This is a genomic window from Tepidisphaeraceae bacterium (genome assembly GCA_035998445.1).
Lineage (GTDB): Bacteria > Planctomycetota > Phycisphaerae > Tepidisphaerales > Tepidisphaeraceae > DASYHQ01.
Genome location: DASYHQ010000007.1, coordinates 24,521 through 47,937, shown reverse-complemented (window position 1 = coordinate 47,937; position 23,417 = coordinate 24,521). Strand labels below are relative to the sequence as shown.

Sequence of the window (23,417 nt, the reverse complement as noted above, 5' to 3'; positions counted from 1 at the left end):
GCCGCCGGTCGGTCGCAGTCAACGACGCGATCGACCGGCGCTTACCGTCACGTATCGATACACGCACGCCCGGCGAGAGCGTTTTGGATTCCCACTTACCGAGCCAACCGCCACCCCCGCAAACCACCGCCGCCCGGATGGCGTTGCGCGCCAGCGCCATGTACTTCATCATCGCGTCGCTCTGGATCATCCTGAGCGACCGGGCACTGCACCTGCTATCGTCGACGGAAGCCTTCCACCTGTGGGCCCAGTCGTTTAAAGGGCTCGTGTTCGTGGCCGTCTCCAGCGGGCTGGTGTATGCGATCATCTACACCGCCACCGTTCGCCAACAGCGCGACGAGAACGCGCTACGCGCCAGCGAGGAAGAACTGCGCGGCTCGTTCGACCTGGCCCCGATCGGTATGGCTCAGGCCGACCTGGCAGCCGGCAAACTGTTGCGCGTGAACCGGAAGATGTGCGAGATCACGGGTTACACCGAGGGCGAACTGCTCGGCATGTCTCTGTTCGACCTCTGCATGGCCGATGCGCGCGAGCGGGACTGGTCGGCATACCTGGCGATGGCCCAGGGCCGGTCGCAGGAGTACGCGTCGGAATCGCGCTGCCAGCGAAAGGACGGCGCCGGCATTTGCGTTCTGATGCAGGGCACGCTGGTGCACGACGCCGCCGGCGCGTCGTTGCGCTGCGTGGTCAGCATGCAGGACGTGACGCAGCAGCGGGCCGCCGAGTCGGCGCTGCGCAGCAGCGAGTCGCGCTTCCGCGAGCTGGCCGACGCCATGCCGCAGATGGTCTTCACCGCCGGCCCGGACGGCGTCGCCGATTACTTTAATCTACAGTGGCAGCGTTACGTCGGCATGACGGTCGCCGAGGCGCGGGAGACGCAGTGGCGCAACATCATCCACCCCGACGACTTCCACCGCGTGTCGACGAGCTGGTTCGCGTCGATCGCGGCCGATGAGCCGCACAGCATCGAATATCGCATTCGCCCCGCCAACGGCAGCGACGAGTACCACTGGCACCTCAGCCGTGCGCTGCCCGCGCGGGACGAGGCGGGCAACGTGGTCAAGTGGTTCGGCACGATCACCGACATTCACGCCCAGAAGCGCGCCGCCGACGAGATCGAACAGCTCAACGCCACGCTCGAGCAGCGCGTCGTAGACCGCACGCGGGAACTGCAGGCGGTGAACGAGGAACTGGACGCGTTCTCGTACACCGTATCGCACGACCTGCGGGCCCCGCTGCACACGTTGCAGGGATTCGCGACCACGTTGCTGGCCCGCCAGGGCGATAAGCTCGACGAGCAGGGGTTGGAATCGCTTCGGCGGGTCATCGCGTCGTCGGCGCGCATGGATCGGCTGATCACCGACCTGTTGGAGTACAGCCGGCTGGCACGCGCCGACCTTGCGCTGTCGCCGGTCAGCACGGTCACGATCGTGCACGAGCTGATCGGCCAACTCCAGCGCGAACCGGAGATGGCCAACGCAGCCATTCACTTTCAGGAACCGTTGCCCTGGGTGCTGGGCCATCGCCTGACGCTGCAGCACGTCTTCGCGAACCTCATCGGCAACGCGATCAAGTTCGTGCAGCCGGGCGAGCGGGCGAAGGTGAACATTTGGGCAGAGGAACGCACGGACGTGGCGCGCATCTGGATCGAGGACCGCGGGATCGGCATCTCGCCGGAGAACTTCGAGCGCATCTTCACTCCGTTCGAGTCGCTGAACGAGAACGGCAAATACCAGGGTGCGGGGATCGGCCTGGCGATTGCCAAGCGAGCCGTCGAGCGGATGGGCGGCCGTGTGGGCGTGCGATCAACCGAAGGGGCGGGTAGCCAATTTTGGGTGGAACTGCCGCTCGTGAAATCCGTTTGATTTTGATCAAGCCGCGACTGCGACGCCGCGTGATCGTTCCACCGCCGGCGCCATCAAATCGACTACCGGTCGATCGGTCAACGTTTGCCAATGAGCCGTTCGGGATTGTGCATGCACCGGCGACAGGTTGCTCACGACCACCGCGTCGTACGAGAGGCGGAGGGCGACATCGTCGGTAACGATCGGTACGCCGCGATACGTATAACCATGTTGGCCGAGATTCGCGTCCGCCACTGCGACGACAGTTAAACCGCACCGCCGTGCCGCACGATGGTAGGCAAGGCTGTTCTTGCCGAGATCGACGAACAACACTTGCTTTACACCCGAGCGCGCGGCCCAGTCGCGCATAGCGGCTTCAATCGCATTTAATCGCGCGAACGTCTCGAACGTCTCCGTGCTCACGGGCTTGCGGTGGGCCCCCTTAACAATAGCCCACAGGCCCGCCACCACACCGCGCCAGAAGGCGGCCTTGCGTCCGTTGGCACCGGCGATGAATCGGTACCGTTTCGTCCAATCCCACGCGAATGGCGCCACCCAGCGCAGCGGGAAGTGTCGAGCGACGAGCAGCAGATTGTTCCGCACGTCCAGCGATGCCACACGCTCCGGATACCGCGCCGCCGGCGTCTTGAGATGCGTGACGTGCAGATCGGCGAACGAGCGCACGTGCCAGCCCGCGTCCATCAGGCGCAGCGAAAGGTCGTACTCTTCCGCCTGCATGAAGAAATCCGTCGGCAGCCCGCCCACCAGCTTGAGCGCGTCGGTTCGGAACCCGGTGCCACAGCCGATGAAGACGTTCGGATACGCGCTGCACTCTCGCCGGCCGTTCGGCAGCGTGATCGTGAACGTCGCGGCGCCGAGTTCGGGGTCGCGATCAAACTTCTCGATCATGGCAGCGACCGCACCGGGTTGCGGGAACGAATCGTCATCAAGAAACAGGACGAACCGTCCACGCGCCAGCGGCAGCCCCTCATTTTTGGCGCACGGGCCGCGGTTTGTGGCCAGCCGGACGAGCTTCACTTCCCGAAACCAGTGCGCGACAAGGTCGGCGGTGCCGTCGGTGCTGGCGTTGTCGACGACGATGATCTCGAATCGCCCCGCCGCCAGACCGCAGTTGCCGATTTGCGCGAGGGTACTGAGCAACACCTGCCCGCGGTTGTACGTGGAGATGAGGAACGTGACGTCGAGCATGATCGGAACTTCCTAAGCCGCCACAGCGGTCGTCGGTCGAAGGCCGCGGAGGGTGCACGGACGCTGTGGATCGAAGTCGTTCTGCTCCAAATTCTTCGGTGGCAGGTCCCACTTTTCGAACAGCTTCACGTTGTCCGCCTGCGCGCGGTCGCCGTCCTGCGCCCGGCGGTCGTCGTCGTGCTCGTCGTGGTCGATGAAGCTGTCGGCGGCGGGCACGACCTCCAGGCCCGCGTGCCATACCTTCAGCGAAAAGTCGGGGTCGGCGGCGTTCAGGAAGTAGCGCTCGTCGAAGAAGCCCAGATCGCGGAAGGTGCTGAGCCGCCCCAGGCCGAAGTTCGCGTAGAGCGTGCCGCGCACGTGCAGCAACTTGTATCGCCGGGCACCGTGGTCGGCCTCGTAGGCGATGTTGCGCTGGCCGTGGAAGTCGTGGAACATCGCGATCAAACCAACGTTTGCTGGAGCTTGCAGCAACTGCAGCGCCGCGTTGTCGAGCGCGCCGGGCAGTGGTCTTGCATCGTCGTTCACCCAGGTCACGCAGCGCCCGCGGGCGGCGGCAAAGCCTTTATTGGCAGCGCGCACGAAGCCTTCGCGCTGCGGTTCGTTGATGACCCGCAGCCGGTCGCCCATCATGTCCTTGGCGGCGGCCAAGACGTCGGACGTCTCGTCGGTGCTGGCGCCGTTGACGACGATCGCCTCGTAGTTGCAGGAGATGCTTCGGCGAACGCTGGTCAGGCAGCGCGCCAGCAGAGGTGCACGATTGCAGGTCGGGATGACGATGGAAAGCTCGATCACGTGGCGCTCCCTTGGCCGTAAAGTCGATAGACGGCGACGCCCAATTCGCGCAGCGGCGCCGTCTGATTCCAAAACTGGTCCTCGTACGTATCGGTGCTAAGCACGACCGGCGGCAACGCCCGCCCCGCCCGCACCGCCGCCACCGCCCTCTCCATCGACTGCACGGGCAGGCCGAGGTACTCGCCGCCCTCGGCGAACCGCGGGTGGTCGTCGATGATGCCTGCAATGTCGTGGCCGGCCGATTCCCACAGGTGACGCTCCGAAAGCAATCGCGTCGTGTGCTTGCCGGCGGCGTACAGCGTGACCTGCGCGCGGCCGCCTTGCACTGCGGACAATCTGCTGAAGATGGTTGAGAGCCGTGCGCCCGGCGACTGCTCACCGGCGGACCGCACACCACACAACCCACCCGTCAGCGTCACCACCGCCGGCAGCAACGTCGCTGCGGTAGATGCGGGCAGTGCTGAAAGCCGCGCGGCGCGATCGGTGACGGTCTCCAATCGGAATTGGTTCATCGCATCGCGATAGAATTCTGCCCGTTGTTGCGACACGCGGGCAGGACCGCAAAGGTGACGGACGCGTTCCTGTGCGGCGCGTGAGCGCAATGCGAGTTCACCACGATCGCGCCACAGACGTGTCATGAGTCGTGCCAGATCATCGGCCGAGCCGCGCTCTGCCACCAGCGCGTCATCACAGACCACCTCGACCGACCCTGTTCCCCCCGCGACGACCACCGCACGCCCCGCAGCCATGGATTCGCATAATGCCATCGAGAAATTCTCAAGCAGGCTCGGCATCACGCAGAACGACGCGGCCGCCAGTTCCCGATCAACCACCGCGCGCGACACTTCACCCAGGAACGTCACGCGGCCGAGTAAGTCTGGCCCGATGATGCTTTCGATGTGCCGCTGCATCGAATCACCTTTGGGCCCGGTGTTCGTGTCGGGTGCCAAGAACCGAAAGGTCGCAGCGGCATTGTCGGCCAAGAACTGTCGCAGTGCCGCGGCCAGCACCTCAACGCCCTTCAGGCGCTCAAGCCGTCCCACGAACAGCACCGAACCGTCCGCCGGCGGTGGTTCGAACGCCGTCGAGTCGCGCATCATGGCGTGCGGGATCTCGGCAGCGGAGACCGTCGCGTTCATGTGCCGCTCGGTCAGATCGACCACGGCACGCGTTGGGGCGCAAATGCTGTCGGAGAGATGAATCGCAGCAAACTCCAGTTCGGTGATCAGTCGTTGCGACGGCCCCACCTCAACCCCGTTGCCCGCGTAAGCGATCGAGGTCGCACAGTGCAGGTGCGTCACCACGGGCAGCGTGCGCGAATGGTTCAACAGCAATGGCAGGCCGAGCGCTTCCACCTCGGGCACTTCCACAACATCGAACGGCTTAATCGCATGTTCAGCTTGAAAGGCTGCCGTCAGCAGGTGCGCAATCGCCAGGCGATAAATTCCCTCACCCCCCGCGTTCAACACCGCCGCCATGGGCGCGGGCACAGCGCCCGACATCACGCGCGACGCCAGGTCGGGCGTCTCGTGCAGCTTAATCTCCGGCGGCACGTTCGCCCGCACGTCGGCGGGCAGTGCGAACGTGAAGACGTGCACGTCGTGCCCTGCCTGCGCCAGCGCCGCGGTGGCGTTCCGCACGTACGAGCCAATGCCACCCATTCGGGCGCCGGGCCATTGGTGCGAAAGGAACGCGATACGCATGGATTGATTATCGGACGAACGGGCGGCAAACCGATAGAAGTTGTGGAGGACTATTTCGTGTTGCAGGACCCATTGCCCCCTCAGCGAAGCACCCAGCCCGTCAGCCGCCTGTTCGGCACCGATCGCGGCACGCCGATCGACCGGTATTACATCGAAGGTTTCCTGCAGGCCAATCAACAGTCGATTCGCGGCCGGGTGATGGAGGTGGGCGACCCGACGTACACCCGGCAGTTTGGTGGCGACCGCGTGACGCAGAGCGACGTGCTGCATGCAGTGCCCGGTAACCGCAAGGCGACGTTCGTCGGCAACTTGGAGACGGGCGCGGGGATTCCAGCGGGCGCATTCGATTGTATCGTGCTGACGCAGGTACTACCGTTCCTGTACGACGTGCGCGGCGCGGTCCGATCCGCATACGCGGCGCTGGCCCCGGGTGGCACGGTGCTGGCGACGATGGCCGGCATCAGCCAAATCAGCCGGTACGACATGGACCGCTGGGGCGACTTTTGGCGCTTCACCAGCCTATCGGCACGGCGACTGTTCGAAGAGGCGTTTCGGCCAGGCGATTTGGCCGTCGAAACGTTCGGCAATGTTTTGATTGCCAACGCGTTTCTTCAGGGGATGGCGCTGCACGAGGTGACGCGCCAAGAACTGGATTTCCGCGACGCCGACTACGAGGTCATCGTGACGGTGCGCGCAACGAAGGCAAGCCCATGATCGGTGGAACGATCCTCCTTTATCACCGCGTGATCGAGCTGCCGACCGATCCGCAACTGCTGTGCGTCTCGCGGGCCAACTTCGCCGAGCACCTGCGCACGCTGAAGCGGGTGGCGGCGCCGATGTCGCTCGCGGTAATGCTCGAACTGGCGGCCGCCGGGCGTCTGCCCGAGCGTGCGGTGGCGATCACGTTCGACGACGGCTACTGGGACAACCTCCGCCACGCCCTGCCACTGCTGCGGGCCGCGAACGTCCCGGCGACGATCTTCGCGACATCTGGCTTAACCGACACCCAACGCGAGTTCTTCTGGGACGATTTGGAACGAATTTTCCTGCGTCCGAACACGCTGCCCCAGAAGTTAATTGTGGCGGTCGGCCGCGAGCGATATGCAATCGATTTGCAAAGCACCGCGACGTATTCGCCCGACGCGTTTGCGCAGGATTGCCATTGGGACGTGACGATGCCAACCGCGCCCTCGCCACGGCAGAAGGTTTACCGCGAACTGTGCGGCCTGTTGCACCGGGCAACCGTCGCCGACCGCGCCGCGGCGATGGCAGCGCTTCACGATTGGTCGGGATTGGGATCGGCTGGCCGCGAATCACACCGCATGATGACCGCCCCTGAACTGGCCGAGGCGGAGGCTGATCCGCTTCTGGAGTTTGGTGGGCACACGATCGCGCATCCGCGGCTGTCCAACGAATCTCCCGTCGCGCAGCAGCTGGAAATCGGCAGTGGCCGGCGCGGGTTCTCCTATCCGTTCGGCACGCGGCACGACTACACGCGGGAAACGGTCGACCTCCTGAAGACGGCGGGCTACGCGTACGCATGTTCCAACTTCAACGGTCAGGTGACACGCGAGACGGATCCATTTCAATTGCCGCGCTTTCTGGTGCGGAACTGGGACGGGCTGGCGTTCGAGCAGCAATTGGAGGCGTTCTTCGCGTGGCAACCACGCACGGGACGCATCGACAACCGGTCGCGCGAGAACGCTTAAGGCTAGGGGACAACGCCCTGTCGCATCGCGTGCGAATGCCATCGCGATGGGCCTAAGGCGACCTGAGGGATCTCGAACCACGGACGGTTCTCGGCCTTGAGCGATCCCTCAGGTCGGCAAGCCTCCCATCGGGATGACACGTCTCTGAACAACGAAGGGGCTTTTTCCGCTAGCCTTTAGGGCGCTGAAGAGATGGGGCGGAAGAACTTACCGCTCAAGCGGCAAGTCCGGCGAGGTGTGTTGCGCACTCGATCACATACGCTGGCGCCCACTGATGGCGTCGGCGAGGATGTTGCGGTTGGCGTATTCGATATTGCTGCCCGCGGGCAGGCCGCGAGCCAGGCGAGTCACCTGCACGTTGGGGAACTGGTTGCCCACCAGGTTCTGAATGTGCATCGCGGTGCCGTCCCCTTCCATCGTGGGGTTCGTGCCCATGATGAGTTCACGAATCGTGCCGCTGGCCAAACGCTCCATGAGCGGCTCGATGGTCAGATCTTCCGGATCAATCCCCTCCAACGGCGAGATGCGTCCCAGCAGCACGTGATATACCCCGCGGTACAGGCTGGCCGCCTCCAGCGCGAGCAGATCCTTCGGCTGTTCGACAATGCAGACCAGCCCCTGATCGCGGTTACCGTCGGCGCAGATGTTGCACGGGTCTTGTTCGGTCAGGTTGTAGCAGATGTTGCAGTGCTTGATGCGCGTCTTCACGTCGCGAATCGCATCCGCCAGCCGCATGGCGTCTTCCGGGCTTTCCTTCAGCAGGTGAAAGGCGATCCGCTCGGCGCTGCGCATGCCAATGCCGGGCAGGCGCGCGAACTCGTTCATCAGGGTTTGGATGCTTTGGGTGTAACCGGCCATAGAGGGATGATTGTAGGGCGGATCGGAGAGAAAGTCGTCTGATGACAACGGAACAAACCGGCGCGTCTGCCCCCTCCCTCGGTACTCCGGGGGAGGCTGGGTGGGGTGATTCCCACAACGGGCGCGCAGACAGCGGGACGGAAAGGGACCCTCACCTGACCTCTCCCGACGCATGCGGGAGAGGGACAGGATCACGCATTCTCGAATGCGCCATCAACGTACTTCTGGGCCAGCTGCACGTAATGATCGCGTAGCCACTGCATGTACTGTTGTTCGTCCGGCTTCACTGGCCGCACGATTTTGCCCGGAACACCCATGACGGTCATGCCATCCGGCACCTCCAGCCCCGGTGGCACCAAGGCGCCGGCGGCGATCAGGCAACCCCGGCCGATCTTGCTACGGCCGAGCACGGTGGCGCCCATGCCGATCAACGATCCCTGCCCGACGAACATGCCATGGACGATCGCGCCGTGGCCGATCACCACGTCGTCCTCGATCACGTTCGGCACGCCACTGTCGCAGTGGACGACCGCGTTGTCCTGCACGTTCGCCCGCCGACCGATCGACACCTTTGCCACGTCCCCGCGGATGACGGCGCCGAACCAGATGCTGGCCAGATCACCGATCGCGACGTCGCCCGTAACAATGCTGTTGCACGCCCGATAGCTGCCGTCGGCATGTTTGGTGATGAGCGACATGGGCGCAGGGTAACACGGGGAAATGGGAACAGCCAAGAACGGCCACCCCTGTTGCCACAACCGCCGCGCTCCCCCACAATGGGCCGCGGCTTACAACAAGAAGGATTCAGCAATGCCAGGGCAAGCTTTCGGCGTCATCGGTTTGGAAGTCATGGGTCGCAACATCGCGCTCAACATCGAGCGGAACGGGTTCCCCATTTCGGTCTACAACCGCACCACCAGCAAGACGGAGCACTTCATCGCCGAGCTGGCCAAAGGCAGGAACGCCGTCGGCCCGCACACGATCAAGGAGTTCGTCGCGTCGCTCGAGCGCCCGCGGCGCATTTTGATCATGGTGAAGGCCGGCAAGCCGGTCGACATGGTCATCGACGAGCTCAAGCCCTTCCTCGAGCCCGGCGACATCGTCATGGATGGTGGCAACTCCCTCTTCACCGACACCGAACGTCGCTCGGCGGCCCTGAAGGGCACCGGCATCAAGTTCTTCGGTATGGGCGTCAGCGGTGGTGAGGAAGGCGCGCTGTGGGGCCCCAGCATCATGCCGGGCGGCGACCGCGAGAGCTACGAGCATTTGCGCCCCATCCTGGAGAAGATCGCCGCCAAGGCGCCCAGCGATGGCGTACCCTGCGTCACCTACTGCGGCGACGGTGGCGCGGGCCACTTCGTGAAGATGGTCCACAACGGCATCGAGTACGGCGACATGCAGTTGATTGCCGAGGCGTACGATTTGTTGAAGAACGTGGGCGGCCTCGACAACCAGCAGCTGCGCGACGTGTTCGCCGAGTGGAACAAGGGCGAGCTTCAGAGCTTCCTGATCGACATCACCGAGAAGGTGATCAACTACAAGGACCCACAGGGCGGTGGCGCAAATGGGGGTGCCCTTGTCGAGCAGATCCGCGACGTCGTCGGCATGAAGGGCACGGGCACCTGGACCATTCAGGCCGCGCTGAACCTGCTGACGCCCATCCCGACGATCGCCGCTGCGGTGGACGCGCGCGAGCTGAGCATGGCCAAGGACGAACGCGTGGCCGCCAGCAAGGTGCTGGGTGGCCCCAGCCCGAAGAAGTTCAACGGGGACATCAAGGCATTCATCAACGACGTGAAGGACGCGCTCTACTGCAGCAAGATCTGCAGCTACGCCCAGGGCATGGCCATGCTGGCCGCGGCCAACAAGACCGTGAAGGACGGTGGGTACGACTTCAAGATGAACCTGCCCGATCTGCCGATGATCTGGCGCGCCGGCTGCATCATTCGAGCCGTCTTCCTCGAAGAGATCACCAAGGCGTTCAAGAGCAACCCGAACCTGCCGAACCTACTGATCGACCCGACCTTCACCGCGATGATCAACGCCAAGCAGGACGCGTGGCGGCGAATCGTGGGCATCGGCATCACCAACGGCATTGGTCTGCCGGCGTTCGGTGGCTCGCTGGCCTACTACGACACCTACCGCCGCGACCGCCTGCCGGGCAATCTGATTCAGGCCCAGCGCGACTACTTCGGCGCCCATACGTACGAACGGCTGGACAACCCCGGCACGTTCATCCACACCGAGTGGTCGGCCGAGCAACCGGCCCACAAGCCGGGGTCGGACCTGAGCGAAGAGGGCCAGCCTCAGAAGACGCTGTAGCAGCAATCGCGGAACTACGGCGTGCGGATCGCGGAACTGGCGACTTTGGCCATTCCGCGATCCGCACGCCCGTTTGCAGAATAATCGGCGTGGTCCGGCGTTGCTTGAACTGTGTTGTAACGCCACCGTCAACCGCCACGGGCCCACGGCCATCCGGAGGATTATGATCCGCCAACTGAAACGTGCGTTCCCATCACTGTCGCTCGTCGCGCTCGGCGTGGCGGTGTCGGCGGGGTGCAGCTCGCCCACGAAGCAGTACACGCGCATGTACGACATGCGCAGCCCCAGCGATTACACGTTCGTGCAGGAAGTGCTGCAGAACGAACAGGACAAGTACGGCACGACCGCCGAGGCACAGCTTGGCAAGGACCGCGTCGCGACCGTCACCACCACCTACCGCGCCCATCAGGAGCTGGCGCGGTCGCTGAACGTGCGCAGTTCCGACCAGTGGCCGTACAACTGGCGCGAAACGGATTGAGGATTCTCCCCCCACGAATGGGCACGAATCGACACGAATGGGAAGCTATTTTTTCCCTAATTCGCGTTGTTTCGTGCCCATTCGTGGGTTTCATCTTTTCCCCACACACGTTAAGCCGTAATGCCAATCCTCGGTCTCGACATCGGCTCTTCCTCGGTCAAAACGGCCGTCCTGCGCGAGACGAAGATCGTCGGTGAGGTCGCCACCCAGCGGTTCAAGACACGCTACGACGGCGCGCGATCGGAAGTCTCGCCCGACGAGGTCCTGAAGGCCGTCCGCGGCGCGATCGGGCAGCTCGGCGCCGCGGTGAAGAAGGTCGATGCGGTCGCGATCTCGGTGATGTCACCGGCGTGGGTCGCGATGGACAGTCGCGGCAAAGCGCTCACGCCGCTCGTCACCCACCAGGATCGCCGTAGCGTTGCCGAGGCACACGCAATTGAACAGCGGGTCGGCAAGGCCCGCCACCTCAAGCTCGCGGGCAACCGTCCGTTCCCCGGCGGCATCAGTTCCACCACCTGGGCATGGTATCGCCAGCACGAAGCCGAGCGGCTGAAGAATGCCGACCTCGTCGGCCACCTGAATACGTACCTGCATCGCCACATGACAGGCAAGCGGGTGATCGACCCATCGAACGCCAGCTTCACCGGATTCTACGAAACCGTCGCCCTCACCGGCTGGAGCGACGAACTGTGCGACGCCTCACGCATGCCCAAGGCGCTGCTGCCGCAGGTCCTGCCCAGCAATGCGGTCGGTGGCAATGTCTCGAAAGAAGGTGCCCGGAGATTCGGCCTGCCTGAGGGATTACCCGTATTGGCGGGAATCGTCGACGGTAGTTGCGGCATGCTGTTGGCGGGCGCGAAGGCAGGCCAGCTGTTCAACGTGTCCGGCTCCACGGACGTACTGGCCCTGTGCGTCGACCGGCCACAGCCGCACGATCGACTCCTGACCCGCGCGCTCGGCGTCGATCAAAAGTGGGTCTCCGTCAGCACGATTGCCGCCGTGGGAACGGCGCTGAACTGGGCGCGCGATCAGTTTTTTGCCGATCTGCCCGAACAAAAATTCTGGAAGCTCGTTTCATCCGCGAAACGATCGCCCGGCTCGCGCGTGGCGTTTGAGAACCACCTGGCCGGTGATCGAACGCAGATCGACCAGCGGACGGGCTGCTTCACCGGGATTACGCTCGCCACCACCCGCGAGGAAATGCTATCGGCGATCGTCGACAGCCTTGCCCGCGACAGCGCAGCGCGCTTGGAATTGTTGCGTCAACCGGGCGTATCATTCCGGCGCCGCGTGATGGTCGCCGGTGGCGTCGGTCGCCGCCTGTCGCACGTGCTGCACCGCGATTGGCCCGGCCGGTGGGAGTTCGTCATCCCGCCGGAAGAGGCGACGCTGCGGGGGTTGGGGATGTTGAAGATTTGAGATGCCGATTGTTGATTGAGACAAAGTGACAACGTGACGGGGTGACAAGGTGAACGCAGCTGCGTTCGACCGCTTCACCCGGTCACTCCCTCACCTTGTCACCTTGACTGCTTAACGAGCCGAAAGCCGACGACCCGCGCCCGATGGAGACTTGATGCGTACCCTGGCCGACATTTGTATCCGCCGCCCGATCTTCGCGGCGATGATTATCCTCGCGCTCGTCGTCGTCGGCGCCGCGGCCTACACGAACCTCGGTGTCGACCGCCTGCCCTCGGTCGACCTCCCCACCGTCTCGGTCCGCACCAGCCTGCCGGGCGCAAGCCCCGAAGAGATCGAATCCCAGGTTTCGCAGGTGCTGGAAGAGGTCGTGAACACCGTCGAGGGCATTGACGAGCTCCGCAGCATCAGCGGGTCGGGCAGCAGCTACATCATCGCCACCTTCAACCTCGACCGCGACATCGACGTGGCCGCCCAGGACGTGCGCGACAAGGTCGCGACCGCCATCCGCCGGCTGCCGGAGGATGTCGACCCACCGATCGTTACGAAGAACAACAACGAGGGTGAACCGATCCTCACAGTCGCGCTCTCCGGCGACCGCAGCGTGCGCGAGCTGACCGAACTGGCCGATAAGGTCGTGAAGGTCCAGATGGAGCGCGGCAAGGGCGTGGGCGAGATCCGCATCGTCGGCGACCTCGAGCGCGCGATCAACGTCTGGGTGGATGCCGACCGCCTGGCGGCGCTGGGCCTGCCCATCACCGCCGTCCGCGACGCCGTCGTCGCCAACAACATCGACGTGCCGGCCGGCAACGTCACCAACGAGCAGCGCGAGTCGGCGCTGCGCCCGATGGGCCGCATCCGCGATCCCCGCCTGTTCAACGAAATCGTGATCGCGACCGTCAACGGCACGCCGATCAAGGTGAAGGACGTCGGCCGGGCCGAGGATGGCACCAAGGAGCAACGCGAGGTCGCCCGGCTGAACGGTCGGCCGTCCGTGACTTTGGAGCTGCTGCGCCAAAGCGGCGCCAACACGATCGAGACGATCGATGCCGCCAAGGCCAACCTCGATCGCATTCGCCCGCAGCTGCCGGCGGGTGTCGAGATGTTGATCATTCGCGACCAGTCGCGCTACATCAACACCGCGTTGCACGAGATCAACATCCACCTCGTGCTCGGCTCGTTCCTGGCCTGCCTGGTGGTCTACGCGTTCATGCGCAACCTCCGCGCCACGCTCATCGCGGGCATCGCGATCCCGGCATCGGTCATCAGCACCTTCGGCATGATGTGGGCGCTGGACTTCACGCTCAACAGCGTCACGATGCTCGCGCTGGTGCTGATGGTCGGCATCGTGATCGACGACGCGATCGTCGTGCTGGAAAACATCTTCCGCTTCATCGAAGAAAAGAAGATGACCCCCTTCGAGGCCGCGCGCCAAGGCACCGGCGAGATCGCGCTGGCCGTGCTGGCGACTACGCTGAGCCTAGTCGTCATCTTCATCCCCGTTTCGTTCATGTCGAGCATCAGCGGGCGCTTCCTTTACCAGTTCGGCATCACGGCGGCAGTCGCGGTGCTGGTGAGCCTGCTCGTCAGCTTTACGCTGACGCCGATGATGTCGGCGCGCCTGCTGAAGAGGAGCGACGCCGGTGGTGACGGCCACGGCGCCGACAGCCGCGGTGGCTTTTACCGGCACATCGACCGCGGCTACGAATACCTGCTGCGCCTGGTGATGCGGCACCGATTCATCACCACCGGTGTCGCGCTGCTCGTCATCGCGTCGGCGATTCCGATCTACGGTCTGGTGCAGCAGGAGTACACACCCACCGACGTCGATGAGGCCGAGTTCCAGGTGCGCATCAGCGCCCCTGAGGGCACCAGCTTCGCCGCGATGAACGACGCCATGCTGTCGATCGAGGAGGACATCCGCAACGTACGCGGCGTGCGCACCGTGCTGGCCACCGCGGGGGGTGGCTTCCTCGGCAGCACCAACGGTGGCGACGTCTACGTCGGCATCGCGCCGCACGATGAACGCTACCTGTCGTTCTCGCGCCTGTGGCGCGAGACGCTGAACGGCAACCCGCTGAACGCGTTCAAGAATAATTACAAGCAATCGGACGTCATGCGCGAGATCGGGGGCACGCTGCGCCGCAAGTACCCGGACCTGCGGGCCAGCGTGCGCAACTTCGCGTCGTTCAACATCGGTGGTGGCAACTTCGAGGTCGACTTCATCATTCGCGGGCCCGAACTCGAAAAGCTCTCGGAGTACACCGAGGCCCTGCGTGACCAGCAGGACGAACTGGGCCTTCAGGGCATCGATACCACGCTGAAGCTGACCAAGCCTGAGGTCCGCGTGAACATCGACCGCGACCGCGCCGCCGACCTGGGAGTGACCGGCGCCGACGTCGGCACCGCGCTGCGCCTGCTGGTGGGCGGCGACACCGAGATCACGCGCTTCCTCGACCCGCAGACGAACGAGGACTACGACGTCCAACTGCGGCTCGAAGAGGAATACCGGCAGAACCCCGAGGACCTCCCCACCCTGCTGCTGCCCCGGCGCGGTGGCGGCACGACCGAACTGCGCAACTTAGCCGAGCTGGAACCGGGCACCGCCCCCAGCCGAATCGATCGCTACGACCGCCAACGCGCCGCCAACGTGCGCGGCGGCGTCGCGCCGGGTTACGCGCTGGCCGACCGCCTGGTCGCCATTCAGGCCGCCGCCGACAAGCTGAACATGGGCCCCGCCTACACCACCAGCATCGGTGGCCGTGGCCGCGAGTTGGAACGCACGTTCGTCGAGTTCCTGATCGCGTTCAGCCTGTCGGTCGTCTTCATGTACATGATTCTGGCTAGCAATTACGAGAGCCTGGTGCACCCGGTCACCATCCTGCTGGCGCTGCCGCTGTCGATCCCGTTCGCGCTCTTTGCGCTCTGGCTGACCGGCAACACGCTGAACCTGTATTCGGCGCTCGGCATCCTCGTGCTGTTCGGCGTGGTGAAGAAGAACTCGATCCTCCAGATCGACCACATGAACCACCTGCGGCACGAAGGCTACAACCGGTTCGATGCCATCATTCAGGGCAACCGCGACCGCCTGCGCCCCATCCTGATGACGACGCTCGCCCTCGTCGGCGGCATGCTGCCCCTGTGGCTCGGCACGGGCCCCGGCGCAGAAGAACGCCGCGCCGTAGCGGTGGTGGTTATTGGTGGGCAGACAATGTCGCTTTTGCTGACACTGTTGGTGACACCGGTGGTGTACTCGCTGCTGGATGATGCTGGCGCGTGGGTCAAATCCCGTCGTAAGGCTAATGCGACCGACGCTGATGTCGTTCCCCTGCCCGCCCCCCACCGCGAGCCCGCGGGCATGGCCTGATGCGTCGGTTACGATCGGAGGCGAGAAATCGTTTCGATCCAAGTCTGCCTTCCGCTTTTCGCCGCCTATATGTAGCACTTTCACTTCGTTGCGGGCCGCGGCACTGTCATCCCGACGGGAGCGGTAGCGACCTGAGGGATCGGTCCGAGCATCCGTGCTCGCCCTGTCGAGATGGGTCAGGTCGCTAGCGCTACATTCGGCATGACAACGAGTCCTGCGCCCGCTACGAGTGAAGTGAGATGCTTTAGTTTCCGCAATCAGGTCGTTCGGATCATGGTGAAGACGTGGGCCCCGTTGAGGTGGGTGCCACGGGTCGCCGGACGCCGAGACCTTTGTCGTCGATCGCCTCATGAGAATTCGCAGGTCTTCGAGTACGCCGACCCGTGGCACCTGATCTCCCGCCAAGGCACAGTTGTTGCATTCGGGCGAATTGTCGGCGAGTTGCTTCCACGTGCGCAGCAGCGGGATCGACGCAATATAGCGGAGTCAACAAATGCGCTTCGGAAGAAACCTCGTCATCGTCGCCTCGATCAGCACTGCGGCAGCCCTCATGGTCGGATGTGCGAACGACGCGGAGAAGCCGATGAAGTCGGGCACGCAGGCGGCGCTGAGCAAGGCGAACCCGCAGATGACGGCCGTGCTGGACGAGTTGAAGGAACTCAACCCCAAGCCGGTCGAAAACCTCAGCCCGCAACAGGCCCGCCAGCAGCCGACCCCGACGCAGGCGGTCAAGCAGTTGATGCAGGAACGGGGCATGGACACGTCGCCGGAGCCGATGGCCAGCGTGAACAACCGCAACGTCACCACGGCCGACGGCCGCAACGTGCCCGTCCGCGTCTACACGCCCAAGACCCAACGGCAGGGTCCGCTGCCGGTGCTCGTCTATGCGCATGGCGGTGGCTGGGTGATTGCCACGCTCGACACCTACGACGCGTCGTGCCGCGCGCTAGCCAAGATGGCCGACTGCGTGGTCGTCTCCGTCGATTACCGGCAAGCGCCCGAAAACAAATTCCCTGCCGCCCCCGAAGACGTGTACGGCGTGTTGCAGTGGGCGAGCAAGAACGCCAGCGAGATCAACGGTGACCCCAAGCGCATCGCCATTGGCGGCGAGAGCGCGGGTGGCAACCTCGCGACCGTCGCCTGCCTGATAGCCAAGGATCGCGGCGGCGCAATGCCCGTCCACCAACTGCTGGTCTACCCAATCACGAACAACGATTTCAGTACCCCGTCGTATCAAGCCAACGCCGAGGCCAAGCCGCTGAACAAGGCGATGATGCAGTGGTTCTTCAAGCACTACCTTGCTGCCAACGCGAGCGATGCGCAGAACAAGTACGTGTCGCCCCTGAAAGCCAGCCAAGGCGAACTGAGCGGGTTGCCACCGGCCACCGTTATCACGGCCGAAATCGACCCCTTGATGAGCGACGGACAACAGTACGCCGAGAAGCTGAGGGCCGCCGGCGTGGAGATTACCAACCGCAACTTCAATGGCGTGACGCACGAGTTCTTCGGTATGGGCGCTGTCATCGACGAGGCCAAAGCCGCTCAAAAGTTCGCGGCCGAACGCTTGAACACGGCGTTCAACCGGTAAGCCAAACCGGAAGTAACAGCCCGCATCCGGATCGAACCGTCCCCTAACGAAATAGGGTGCGAATTAGGGCGTACCACGCGTTGAACAGCGCACCATTCGCGCCACTTTTAAGCCTTACGCCTTATTCAGCACCCGCTTAGGACGAATAACGCGGGGTCGGCAAACACAAGAACCTCCGCAAATTGCGGAGGTTCTTGAGGTTAGTGGGCGCGGAGGGATTCGAACCCACGAAGGCGTAAGCCATCAGATTTACAATCTGACCCGTTTGGCCGCTCCGGAACACGCCCGGCTTTGGGGTGGTGAAGTATAGGGACCGTGCGCGGGTTTGCAAGATGGCGGACGTGCTACGCAAGGTGGAGGTGGCTGGGGGATTCTTATCGCGGTGAGTGGCAGCGTACAATCAGGGGATGGTCATCGAACCGAGCAAGCGAATTTCAGTTGTCGCGGCGGCGCTGAGCGCGGACGTACGGACGGCGGCGCGGATGGCGCGGGAGGCGGGATTTGGTGGGCTGCAGTTCGACGCCGTCTCAAAAGCGTTTGACGCCACAGATTTATCACAATCGGGACTGCGCGAGTTCTCGCACATCCTGTCGTCGCAGGGGCAGCAGTTGGTGGGGTTGCGGTACGACGTGGGCCAGCATGGGTTGCGGCCGGGGGTGGATGTCGACCGGTTGCTGTGGCAGATGTCCAAGGTGATGGCCGCGGCGGCGGGGCTGCGGGCGCCGCTGGTTTGTGTCGAAGTTGGGCCGTTACCCGAGCCACCGGCGAAGGTGGCACCACGGCCGAAGGTGAATCCGGATCTGGCGGGGCTGCTGATCCTGCCACCGACCGTCGAAGCGCCCCCACCCCAACCGGCCGAGGCAACGCCCGCGGAGTTGGCGCATCAGGCGTCGGTGGACACGGCCATGGCGGCGCTCGCGCAACGGTGCGATCAGGCGGGTGTGACGCTGGCGTTTCGGTCAGAGCTGTCGTCGTTTGCGGCGCTGCTACGCGCGGTGCAGGGGCCGCGGTGCCCGTGGTTCGCGATCGATCTTGATCCGGTGGCGTTGCTGCGCGACGCATGGTCGGCCGATGAAGTGTTCTCGCAGATCGCTCCGCTCATCCGCCATGTGCGGGCGCGTGACGCCGCGGTGGGTTCGGATCGACGGACGAAGCCGTTGCCGATCGGACGTGGCGACACGAAGTGGGACGAGCTGCTCGCCAACCTCGAGGCCGCGGGGTACGGCGGCGTGTTGACGGTCGATCCGCTTGAACTGACGGACCGGCTGGCGGGGGCATCTGCCGGGCTGGCGTATTTGAGAACGAAGGGGCTTTAGATCGGCAGACAGTTGCGATGCGTGCCACCGGCGGCTTAACCGCGCGTGTTTTTCTTTTCCAAATGAACGAAGACAGGGGCGGGCAAGCCGCCAGTGGCACGCTGAGTTTGGCAGACGAATTGATTAGCCGCCGAGCGCCTTCGTCACGATCGTTTGCGCCTCGTCGACGATCTGTTTCAAGTGCCCTTCGCCCTTGAAACTTTCCGCGTAGATTTTGTAGATGTTCTCCGTGCCCGACGGTCGGGCGGCGAACCAACCGTGGTCGGTGGTGACCTTCAGGCCGCCGATGGACGCGCCGTTGCCGGGTGCTTTCGTCAGCTTCGCGGTGATCGCGTCGCCGGCGAGCGTGCTGTCGGTGACAGCCTCTGGTGTCAGCTTCTTAAAGGCTGCCTTCTGCTGCGGTGATGCAGGGGCATCAATGCGCGTGTAGAACGGCGTGCCGAACTTCTTGGCCAGTTCCTGATAGTGTTGGCCGGGGTCTTTGCCGGTGCGCGCGGTGATTTCGGCGGCTAGCAGGTTGAGGATGATGCCGTCTTTGTCGGTCGACCATACGGTGCCATCCAGCCGCAGGAAGCTGGCCCCCGCGCTCTCTTCACCACCGAAGCAGTATGTTGACTTGAACAATCCATCCGCGAACCACTTGAAGCCCACGGGCACCTCGCTCAGCGGGCGGCCAAGGCTTTTCACGACGTGGTCGATCATGTTGCTGCTGACCAGCGTCTTGCCGACCGCTGCCGTCTTCGGCCAGTTCGGGCGGTTCTGCAACAGATAGTTGATCGCGACGGCGAGGTAATGGTTCGGGTTGAGCAGCCCAACCGACGGCGTGACGATGCCATGGCGGTCGCTGTCGGGATCATTGCCGAATGCGACGGCGTAGTCGTCCTTCAGCCGAACCAGCGACGCCATCGCGTACGGGCTGCTGCAATCCATGCGAATCTTGCCATCGTGGTCGACCGACATGAATGCGAACGTCGGGTCGACGGACTTGTTTACCACTGTCAGATTCAGGCCGTATTTCTCAGCGATCGGGCCCCAGTAGCCGACCGACGCGCCGCCTAGCGGGTCGGCGCCTAGTTTCAGGTTCGCGCCCTTGATGGCGGCCATGTCGATCACGTTGGCCAGATCGTTCACGTACGGCGTGACGTAGTCGTGCGCGTGCGTGCCGGCACGCTTCATCGCGTAGTCGTACGGCATGCGGCGCACCGGAACGTTCTTCTCGCGCAACAGGGCATTTGCGCGATCCTGAATCCACGACGTCACGTCCGTGTCGGCCGGGCCACCGTTGGTCGGGTTGTACTTGAAGCCGCCGTCGGTCGGTGGGTTGTGCGACGGCGTGATGACGATGCCGTCGGCCAAGCCACTCGCGCGACCTTTGTTGTAGGTCAGGATCGCGTGCGAGATGACGGGCGTCGGCGTGTAGCCGTTGTCGGCCTGCACGTAAGTCTCGACATCGTTTGCCGCCAGTACTTCGACCGCGGTGCGCTGGGCGGCGTCGGACAGGGCGTGGGTGTCCATGCCCATGAACAACGGCCCGGTGATGCCCTGGCTCGCGCGGTACTCGCAGATCGCTTGCGTGATCGCGAGGATATGCGCTTCGGTGAACGTCCCGTCCGCCGACGTGCCACGGTGACCGCTCGTGCCGAAGCTGACCAGTTGCTGCGGGTTGCCGACGTCGGGCGTCTGTTCGTAGTACTGACGGATCAGCTTGGCGACGTCAATCAGCAGTTCCTTCGGCGCCGGTTTGCCGGCCAGGGGGCTTTTGGCCATAAAAGTTTGCTCCAGTTAGTGCCCCGACACCATACCGACCGCCTGCCGGCCTTCCAACCACAGAAGTGCCCCGTGCAGAGGCGTTGACAGACGGGCCGATGCAAATACAATCGTCCCTCCCAAATCGGCGGGCTCGTAGCTCAGTTGGTTTAGAGCGCGTCCCTGATAAGGACGAGGTCGATGGTTCGAATCCATTCGGGCCCATTTGGAAAACCCCTCAAAAACCATTAGGTTTTGAGGGGTTTTTTGTTTTCCCGCCCCACCTAGCCAAACAAGCAAAACGCACCAATAAGCACCGAACGCACACCAAACAGGGAGTGCGGACGGGTGTGCGATCCCACGTCCCGACCTCCCCCACCCGGAGCCACCCCATGCGATACGACGACGGAATCCCCGAGCGTACGGGCGTCAACCTGTCGGCCGAGCACGCGGCGCGGATCAACGCGATGGTCCGGCAGGCCGAACGGGTGGCCCGGCGCGACCGCCGACGCGCTCACGAACGTAAGCCGGCGCCGCAGCTGGTCATTCCGCAGCGGGCGAATCTGGGTAAGCGGCTGAAGGCCGCCCGCGAGGTTCGCCGGGTGACGCAGCGGGAGTTGGGCGCCGTCGTCGGCCAATCGAGGGACGCGGTCTCAAGCTGGGAGAATGGTCGGTACGAGCCGGCCCCGGACCTGTTGGCGCGGGCGTGCGCATATCTGGGCGTGTCGCCCGCGGACCTGGCCGCCCCTCCCTCCCAAGAACGGCGGGAACGACCGGTCGGGCAGAGGGGAGCGGCGGCGTCTCTGGTGACGGTCGACGCCGCCTAGCCCGGCGCTGCCCAGCGGCGAGGGGGACGAATGAAAACGAACTTTTACGGGAGTCAGTTATGTCCAAGAAAGCAGAACGCGAGGCGAGCATCGTGCGGATCAAGGAACATCTAAAGTTCCACGACCGCGAGTATTACGGATTGGCCCTGAGCATCCCCTCGCTGAAGAGGCGGCTTGCCGAGGCGGGCATCAACCCGGAAGGCATCTCGCTTGGCCGCGTGGCTCGTGAGGCGTGCCAATTCTACTTCAGCCGGGAGTACAAGGGGGCCACTCGCGTCCCGACCGCCACCTCTCATAACGGCCGTAAGTGGGACCGCGCCTTGGGCTAGGTCAATAAGCACAAGGGCGAGATCGACTTGAACCTCGATACGGTCGCCAGCGTGGCGCGGCGGATGCGGCGTTCGGGCGTGTCGATGAATCCGACCAGTGCCTATCAGGCGTTGCGGTCGCACGAGATCGACCTGACCGGCAACCCCAAAGAAGCTCCGAGGGCCGAAGCGGTGGCAGCGTGAAGTCGCCAGCCCAAAAACAGCACGAGAAGTTGAAGGCCGCTCACCCGGAGTTCGTTCATTTCTTCCGGGTGGGCGACTTCATCCAGCTCTACGGCGACGACGCGGGCGTTGCCGTGCGGGTGATCGGCTGCGTCCCCGTCACCCGGAAGGATGACGACGGCGAGCACCTGATGACCGGATTCCCGGCAGACCAATTGGAGAAGTGCCTGCGGAAGATGATCGCCGCGGGCCACAAGTGCGCGGTGTGCGATCCAGCGGCCTGACCTTCCGCCCCCTTCACCCCCAACGAGGAACGCGATGAACGACGACGACCTGAAACGAGACGCGGACGTGCTGGCGCGGATGACGCCCACCTCTGGCAAAGACGATGGCGGCGACTGGCAGCGGTGCGGCTGTCGGAAGTGCGGCTGTATCGGCACCAACCGCATCCACGGATTCCTGCGAATCATCCCCGGCGACGGTGTTACGGACATCAAGCCAGAGAAATGGTCGGCTGAGGACCAAGCCAACATCGACGGGCTGGTCTACATCCGCAACCGTGCCCCCGTCCTGGTGAAGGAACTGGCGGAACTGTGGGCGTGGCAACGCGCTGTGCGGAAAGCGATCAACGAGAGCTTTGACCTCACCGGTGTCGCGGCAGTTGCTGCTGATCTCGTGCTGTCGTGCGCTGCTGATCCGCGATGGGTGGCGATGGAAGACGGCAAGTGGCGCAAAGTCGGCACCACCGAAACTGCGTCCCACCCCGCCGCCGGGGCGAGCCGGGAGGTGGGGGATGAGTAACGAGATGAAGGTAACGGCCGTCGCTAATTGGTTTGGCGGCAATCGGATGCTGGCGCACCGCGTGGGGCAGGAATTGGCGGGCTGCGCGCTGGTCGCCGTCCCGTTCGCCGGTGGCATGAGCGAACTGCCCCACATCGGCGCGGCGAAGATCCTCGTGAACGACCTGCACCGGCACGTCATCAACCTCGCGCGGGTGATGGCCGATCGCACGCTGGGGCCGCAGTTGTACCGCGCGCTGCGTCGCAAGGCTTTCACGCAGGACGAACTGGATGCCGCGCAGGTCGGGTGCAAGTCGATGGAGCGAGCGAGCGAGCCCGGCGCGATGCTGTTTGGCGGCAACGAAGCCCCGCCAGCAAACGATGATGGCCCGTGCCTGAAGTGGGCCGAAGATTACGCCGTGGCCACATGGATGAACCGTGGCGGCAAGAGCGGCACGCGGAGCGAGTTCACCGGCGCGCTGCCCATTCGATACAGCCCCAACGGTGGCGGATCAGCGCAGCGGTTTCAGAATTGGGTGGCGTCGATCCCGCAATGGCGAAACGTGCTGCGACGGTGCGAGTTCACGACGCAGGACGCCTTCGACTTCCTCGCCAGACAGCACGATAGCCCGCGGCTGGGCGTCTACCTCGACCCGCCGTGGCCGAAAGCGGGCAAGGTCTACACGCACGCGGTGGACGACCGGAAGTTCCACGCGCGCATCGTCGAACGGCTTTCGCAATTTAAGCAATCGCGCGTCGTCGTGCGTTACGGCGACCACCCGCTGATTCGGGAACTGTACCCACAGAGCCGATGGACCTGGCTGGAATTGGGCGGGCGAGATCAGGCGAACGACGAGGCGGCTGACGTGTTGATCCTTAACGGACCGTCACTGGCTAAGACCGCCGCCTGACGCCCCCATCCGCCGGGGTGAGCGTAACGAGGTTGGACAAGGGGGACGGACGGGAGGAGAC

General features: G+C 64.2%; 21 protein-coding genes and 2 tRNA genes. 16 read left to right on the top strand and 7 right to left on the bottom strand.

The genetic code is table 11. The features are described 5' to 3' along the window. The first annotated feature begins 83 nt into the window (after positions 1 to 83). The gene (locus tag VGN72_01375; GenBank protein HEV7297985.1) at positions 84 to 1,865 is read left to right on the top strand and encodes a PAS domain S-box protein; all 1,782 of its coding nucleotides are present in this window, start codon (positions 84 to 86) and stop codon (positions 1,863 to 1,865) included. Positions 1,866 to 1,871: 6 nt separating this feature from the next. Here VGN72_01375 and VGN72_01370 read toward each other — a convergent pair whose 3' ends face one another. The 3 genes from VGN72_01370 to VGN72_01360 are packed head-to-tail and all read right to left on the bottom strand — an operon-like array spanning position 1,872 to position 5,548. After that, the gene (locus VGN72_01370; GenBank protein ID HEV7297984.1) at positions 1,872 to 3,053 is read right to left on the bottom strand and encodes a glycosyltransferase; all 1,182 of its coding nucleotides are present in this window, start codon (positions 3,051 to 3,053) and stop codon (positions 1,872 to 1,874) included. 12 nt (positions 3,054 to 3,065) lie between these two features. Further along, positions 3,066 to 3,845: a glycosyltransferase gene (locus VGN72_01365; protein ID HEV7297983.1), complete on the bottom strand. Its 780-nt coding sequence runs from the start codon at positions 3,843 to 3,845 to the stop codon at positions 3,066 to 3,068. Next, positions 3,842 to 5,548, bottom strand: coding sequence for a glycosyltransferase family 4 protein (locus VGN72_01360; protein HEV7297982.1), 1,707 nt, complete (start codon positions 5,546 to 5,548; stop codon positions 3,842 to 3,844). Before VGN72_01360 ends, VGN72_01365 begins: the two co-directional genes overlap by 4 nt. A 57-nt stretch (positions 5,549 to 5,605) precedes the next feature. On the opposite strand from VGN72_01360, the gene VGN72_01355 reads away from it, so the two are divergent. Both VGN72_01355 and VGN72_01350 read left to right on the top strand, forming a co-directional pair. Then, positions 5,606 to 6,262: a methyltransferase domain-containing protein gene (locus tag VGN72_01355; protein HEV7297981.1), complete on the top strand. Its 657-nt coding sequence runs from the start codon at positions 5,606 to 5,608 to the stop codon at positions 6,260 to 6,262. After that, positions 6,259 to 7,257 (top strand): polysaccharide deacetylase family protein, encoded by a 999-nt coding sequence (locus VGN72_01350; GenBank protein ID HEV7297980.1) that lies wholly within the window; start codon positions 6,259 to 6,261, stop codon positions 7,255 to 7,257. The genes VGN72_01355 and VGN72_01350 overlap by 4 nt, the downstream gene beginning before the upstream one ends. 252 nt (positions 7,258 to 7,509) lie before the next feature. Here VGN72_01350 and recR read toward each other — a convergent pair whose 3' ends face one another. Together recR and VGN72_01340 are read right to left on the bottom strand one after the other, a co-directional pair. Beyond that, positions 7,510 to 8,115: a recombination mediator RecR gene (gene recR / locus VGN72_01345; GenBank protein HEV7297979.1), complete on the bottom strand. Its 606-nt coding sequence runs from the start codon at positions 8,113 to 8,115 to the stop codon at positions 7,510 to 7,512. 191 nt (positions 8,116 to 8,306) lie between these two features. After that, positions 8,307 to 8,813, bottom strand: a complete 507-nt coding sequence (locus tag VGN72_01340) for a gamma carbonic anhydrase family protein (protein ID HEV7297978.1) — start codon at positions 8,811 to 8,813, stop codon at positions 8,307 to 8,309. Between the two features lie 112 nt (positions 8,814 to 8,925). On the opposite strand from VGN72_01340, the gene gndA reads away from it, so the two are divergent. From gndA to VGN72_01315, 5 genes are all read left to right on the top strand, one after another. Next, entirely contained in the window at positions 8,926 to 10,437 is a 1,512-nt protein-coding gene (gene gndA, locus VGN72_01335; protein HEV7297977.1) for an NADP-dependent phosphogluconate dehydrogenase, read from the top strand. A gap of 163 nt (positions 10,438 to 10,600) precedes the next feature. Further along, positions 10,601 to 10,915, top strand: a complete 315-nt coding sequence (locus tag VGN72_01330) for a hypothetical protein (protein ID HEV7297976.1) — start codon at positions 10,601 to 10,603, stop codon at positions 10,913 to 10,915. Between the two features lie 120 nt (positions 10,916 to 11,035). Next, entirely contained in the window at positions 11,036 to 12,334 is a 1,299-nt protein-coding gene (locus VGN72_01325; protein HEV7297975.1) for an FGGY family carbohydrate kinase, read from the top strand. 154 nt (positions 12,335 to 12,488) lie between these two features. Then, the gene (locus tag VGN72_01320) at positions 12,489 to 15,698 is read left to right on the top strand and encodes an efflux RND transporter permease subunit (GenBank protein HEV7297974.1); all 3,210 of its coding nucleotides are present in this window, start codon (positions 12,489 to 12,491) and stop codon (positions 15,696 to 15,698) included. A gap of 493 nt (positions 15,699 to 16,191) precedes the next feature. Beyond that, positions 16,192 to 17,286, top strand: a complete 1,095-nt coding sequence (locus VGN72_01315; GenBank protein HEV7297973.1) for an alpha/beta hydrolase — start codon at positions 16,192 to 16,194, stop codon at positions 17,284 to 17,286. Between the two features lie 204 nt (positions 17,287 to 17,490). Here VGN72_01315 and VGN72_01310 read toward each other — a convergent pair. Further along, positions 17,491 to 17,573: transfer RNA gene (locus VGN72_01310), tRNA-Tyr, on the bottom strand. A gap of 120 nt (positions 17,574 to 17,693) precedes the next feature. On the opposite strand from VGN72_01310, the gene VGN72_01305 reads away from it, so the two are divergent. Further along, positions 17,694 to 18,602, top strand: coding sequence for a TIM barrel protein (locus VGN72_01305; protein ID HEV7297972.1), 909 nt, complete (start codon positions 17,694 to 17,696; stop codon positions 18,600 to 18,602). A gap of 123 nt (positions 18,603 to 18,725) precedes the next feature. Here the strand turns inward: VGN72_01305 and pgm are convergent, their stop codons facing one another. After that, positions 18,726 to 20,369, bottom strand: coding sequence for a phosphoglucomutase (alpha-D-glucose-1,6-bisphosphate-dependent) (gene pgm / locus VGN72_01300; protein HEV7297971.1), 1,644 nt, complete (start codon positions 20,367 to 20,369; stop codon positions 18,726 to 18,728). A gap of 129 nt (positions 20,370 to 20,498) precedes the next feature. Between pgm and VGN72_01295 the strand changes: the two genes are divergently transcribed. The 7 genes from VGN72_01295 to VGN72_01265 all read left to right on the top strand — a co-directional run bounded on the left by VGN72_01295 (position 20,499) and on the right by VGN72_01265 (position 23,356). Further along, positions 20,499 to 20,573: transfer RNA gene (locus VGN72_01295), tRNA-Ile, on the top strand. A gap of 167 nt (positions 20,574 to 20,740) precedes the next feature. After that, positions 20,741 to 21,175, top strand: coding sequence for a helix-turn-helix transcriptional regulator (locus VGN72_01290; GenBank protein ID HEV7297970.1), 435 nt, complete (start codon positions 20,741 to 20,743; stop codon positions 21,173 to 21,175). 59 nt (positions 21,176 to 21,234) lie between these two features. Then, a complete protein-coding gene (locus VGN72_01285) occupies positions 21,235 to 21,504 on the top strand; it encodes a hypothetical protein (GenBank protein HEV7297969.1) in 270 nt (89 codons plus the stop codon). Positions 21,505 to 21,531: 27 nt separating this feature from the next. Then, complete coding sequence (locus tag VGN72_01280) at positions 21,532 to 21,687, top strand: hypothetical protein (GenBank protein HEV7297968.1); 156 nt, start codon at positions 21,532 to 21,534, stop codon at positions 21,685 to 21,687. Beyond that, entirely contained in the window at positions 21,684 to 21,950 is a 267-nt protein-coding gene (locus tag VGN72_01275) for a hypothetical protein (GenBank protein HEV7297967.1), read from the top strand. Before VGN72_01280 ends, VGN72_01275 begins: the two co-directional genes overlap by 4 nt. Before the next feature lie 34 nt (positions 21,951 to 21,984). Further along, positions 21,985 to 22,467, top strand: a complete 483-nt coding sequence (locus tag VGN72_01270) for a hypothetical protein (GenBank protein HEV7297966.1) — start codon at positions 21,985 to 21,987, stop codon at positions 22,465 to 22,467. Next, positions 22,460 to 23,356 carry a hypothetical protein gene (locus VGN72_01265; GenBank protein HEV7297965.1) on the top strand — a complete coding sequence of 299 codons (897 nt, stop codon included), beginning with the start codon at positions 22,460 to 22,462 and terminating at the stop codon, positions 23,354 to 23,356. Before VGN72_01270 ends, VGN72_01265 begins: the two co-directional genes overlap by 8 nt. The last annotated feature ends 61 nt before the right edge of the window (positions 23,357 to 23,417 follow it).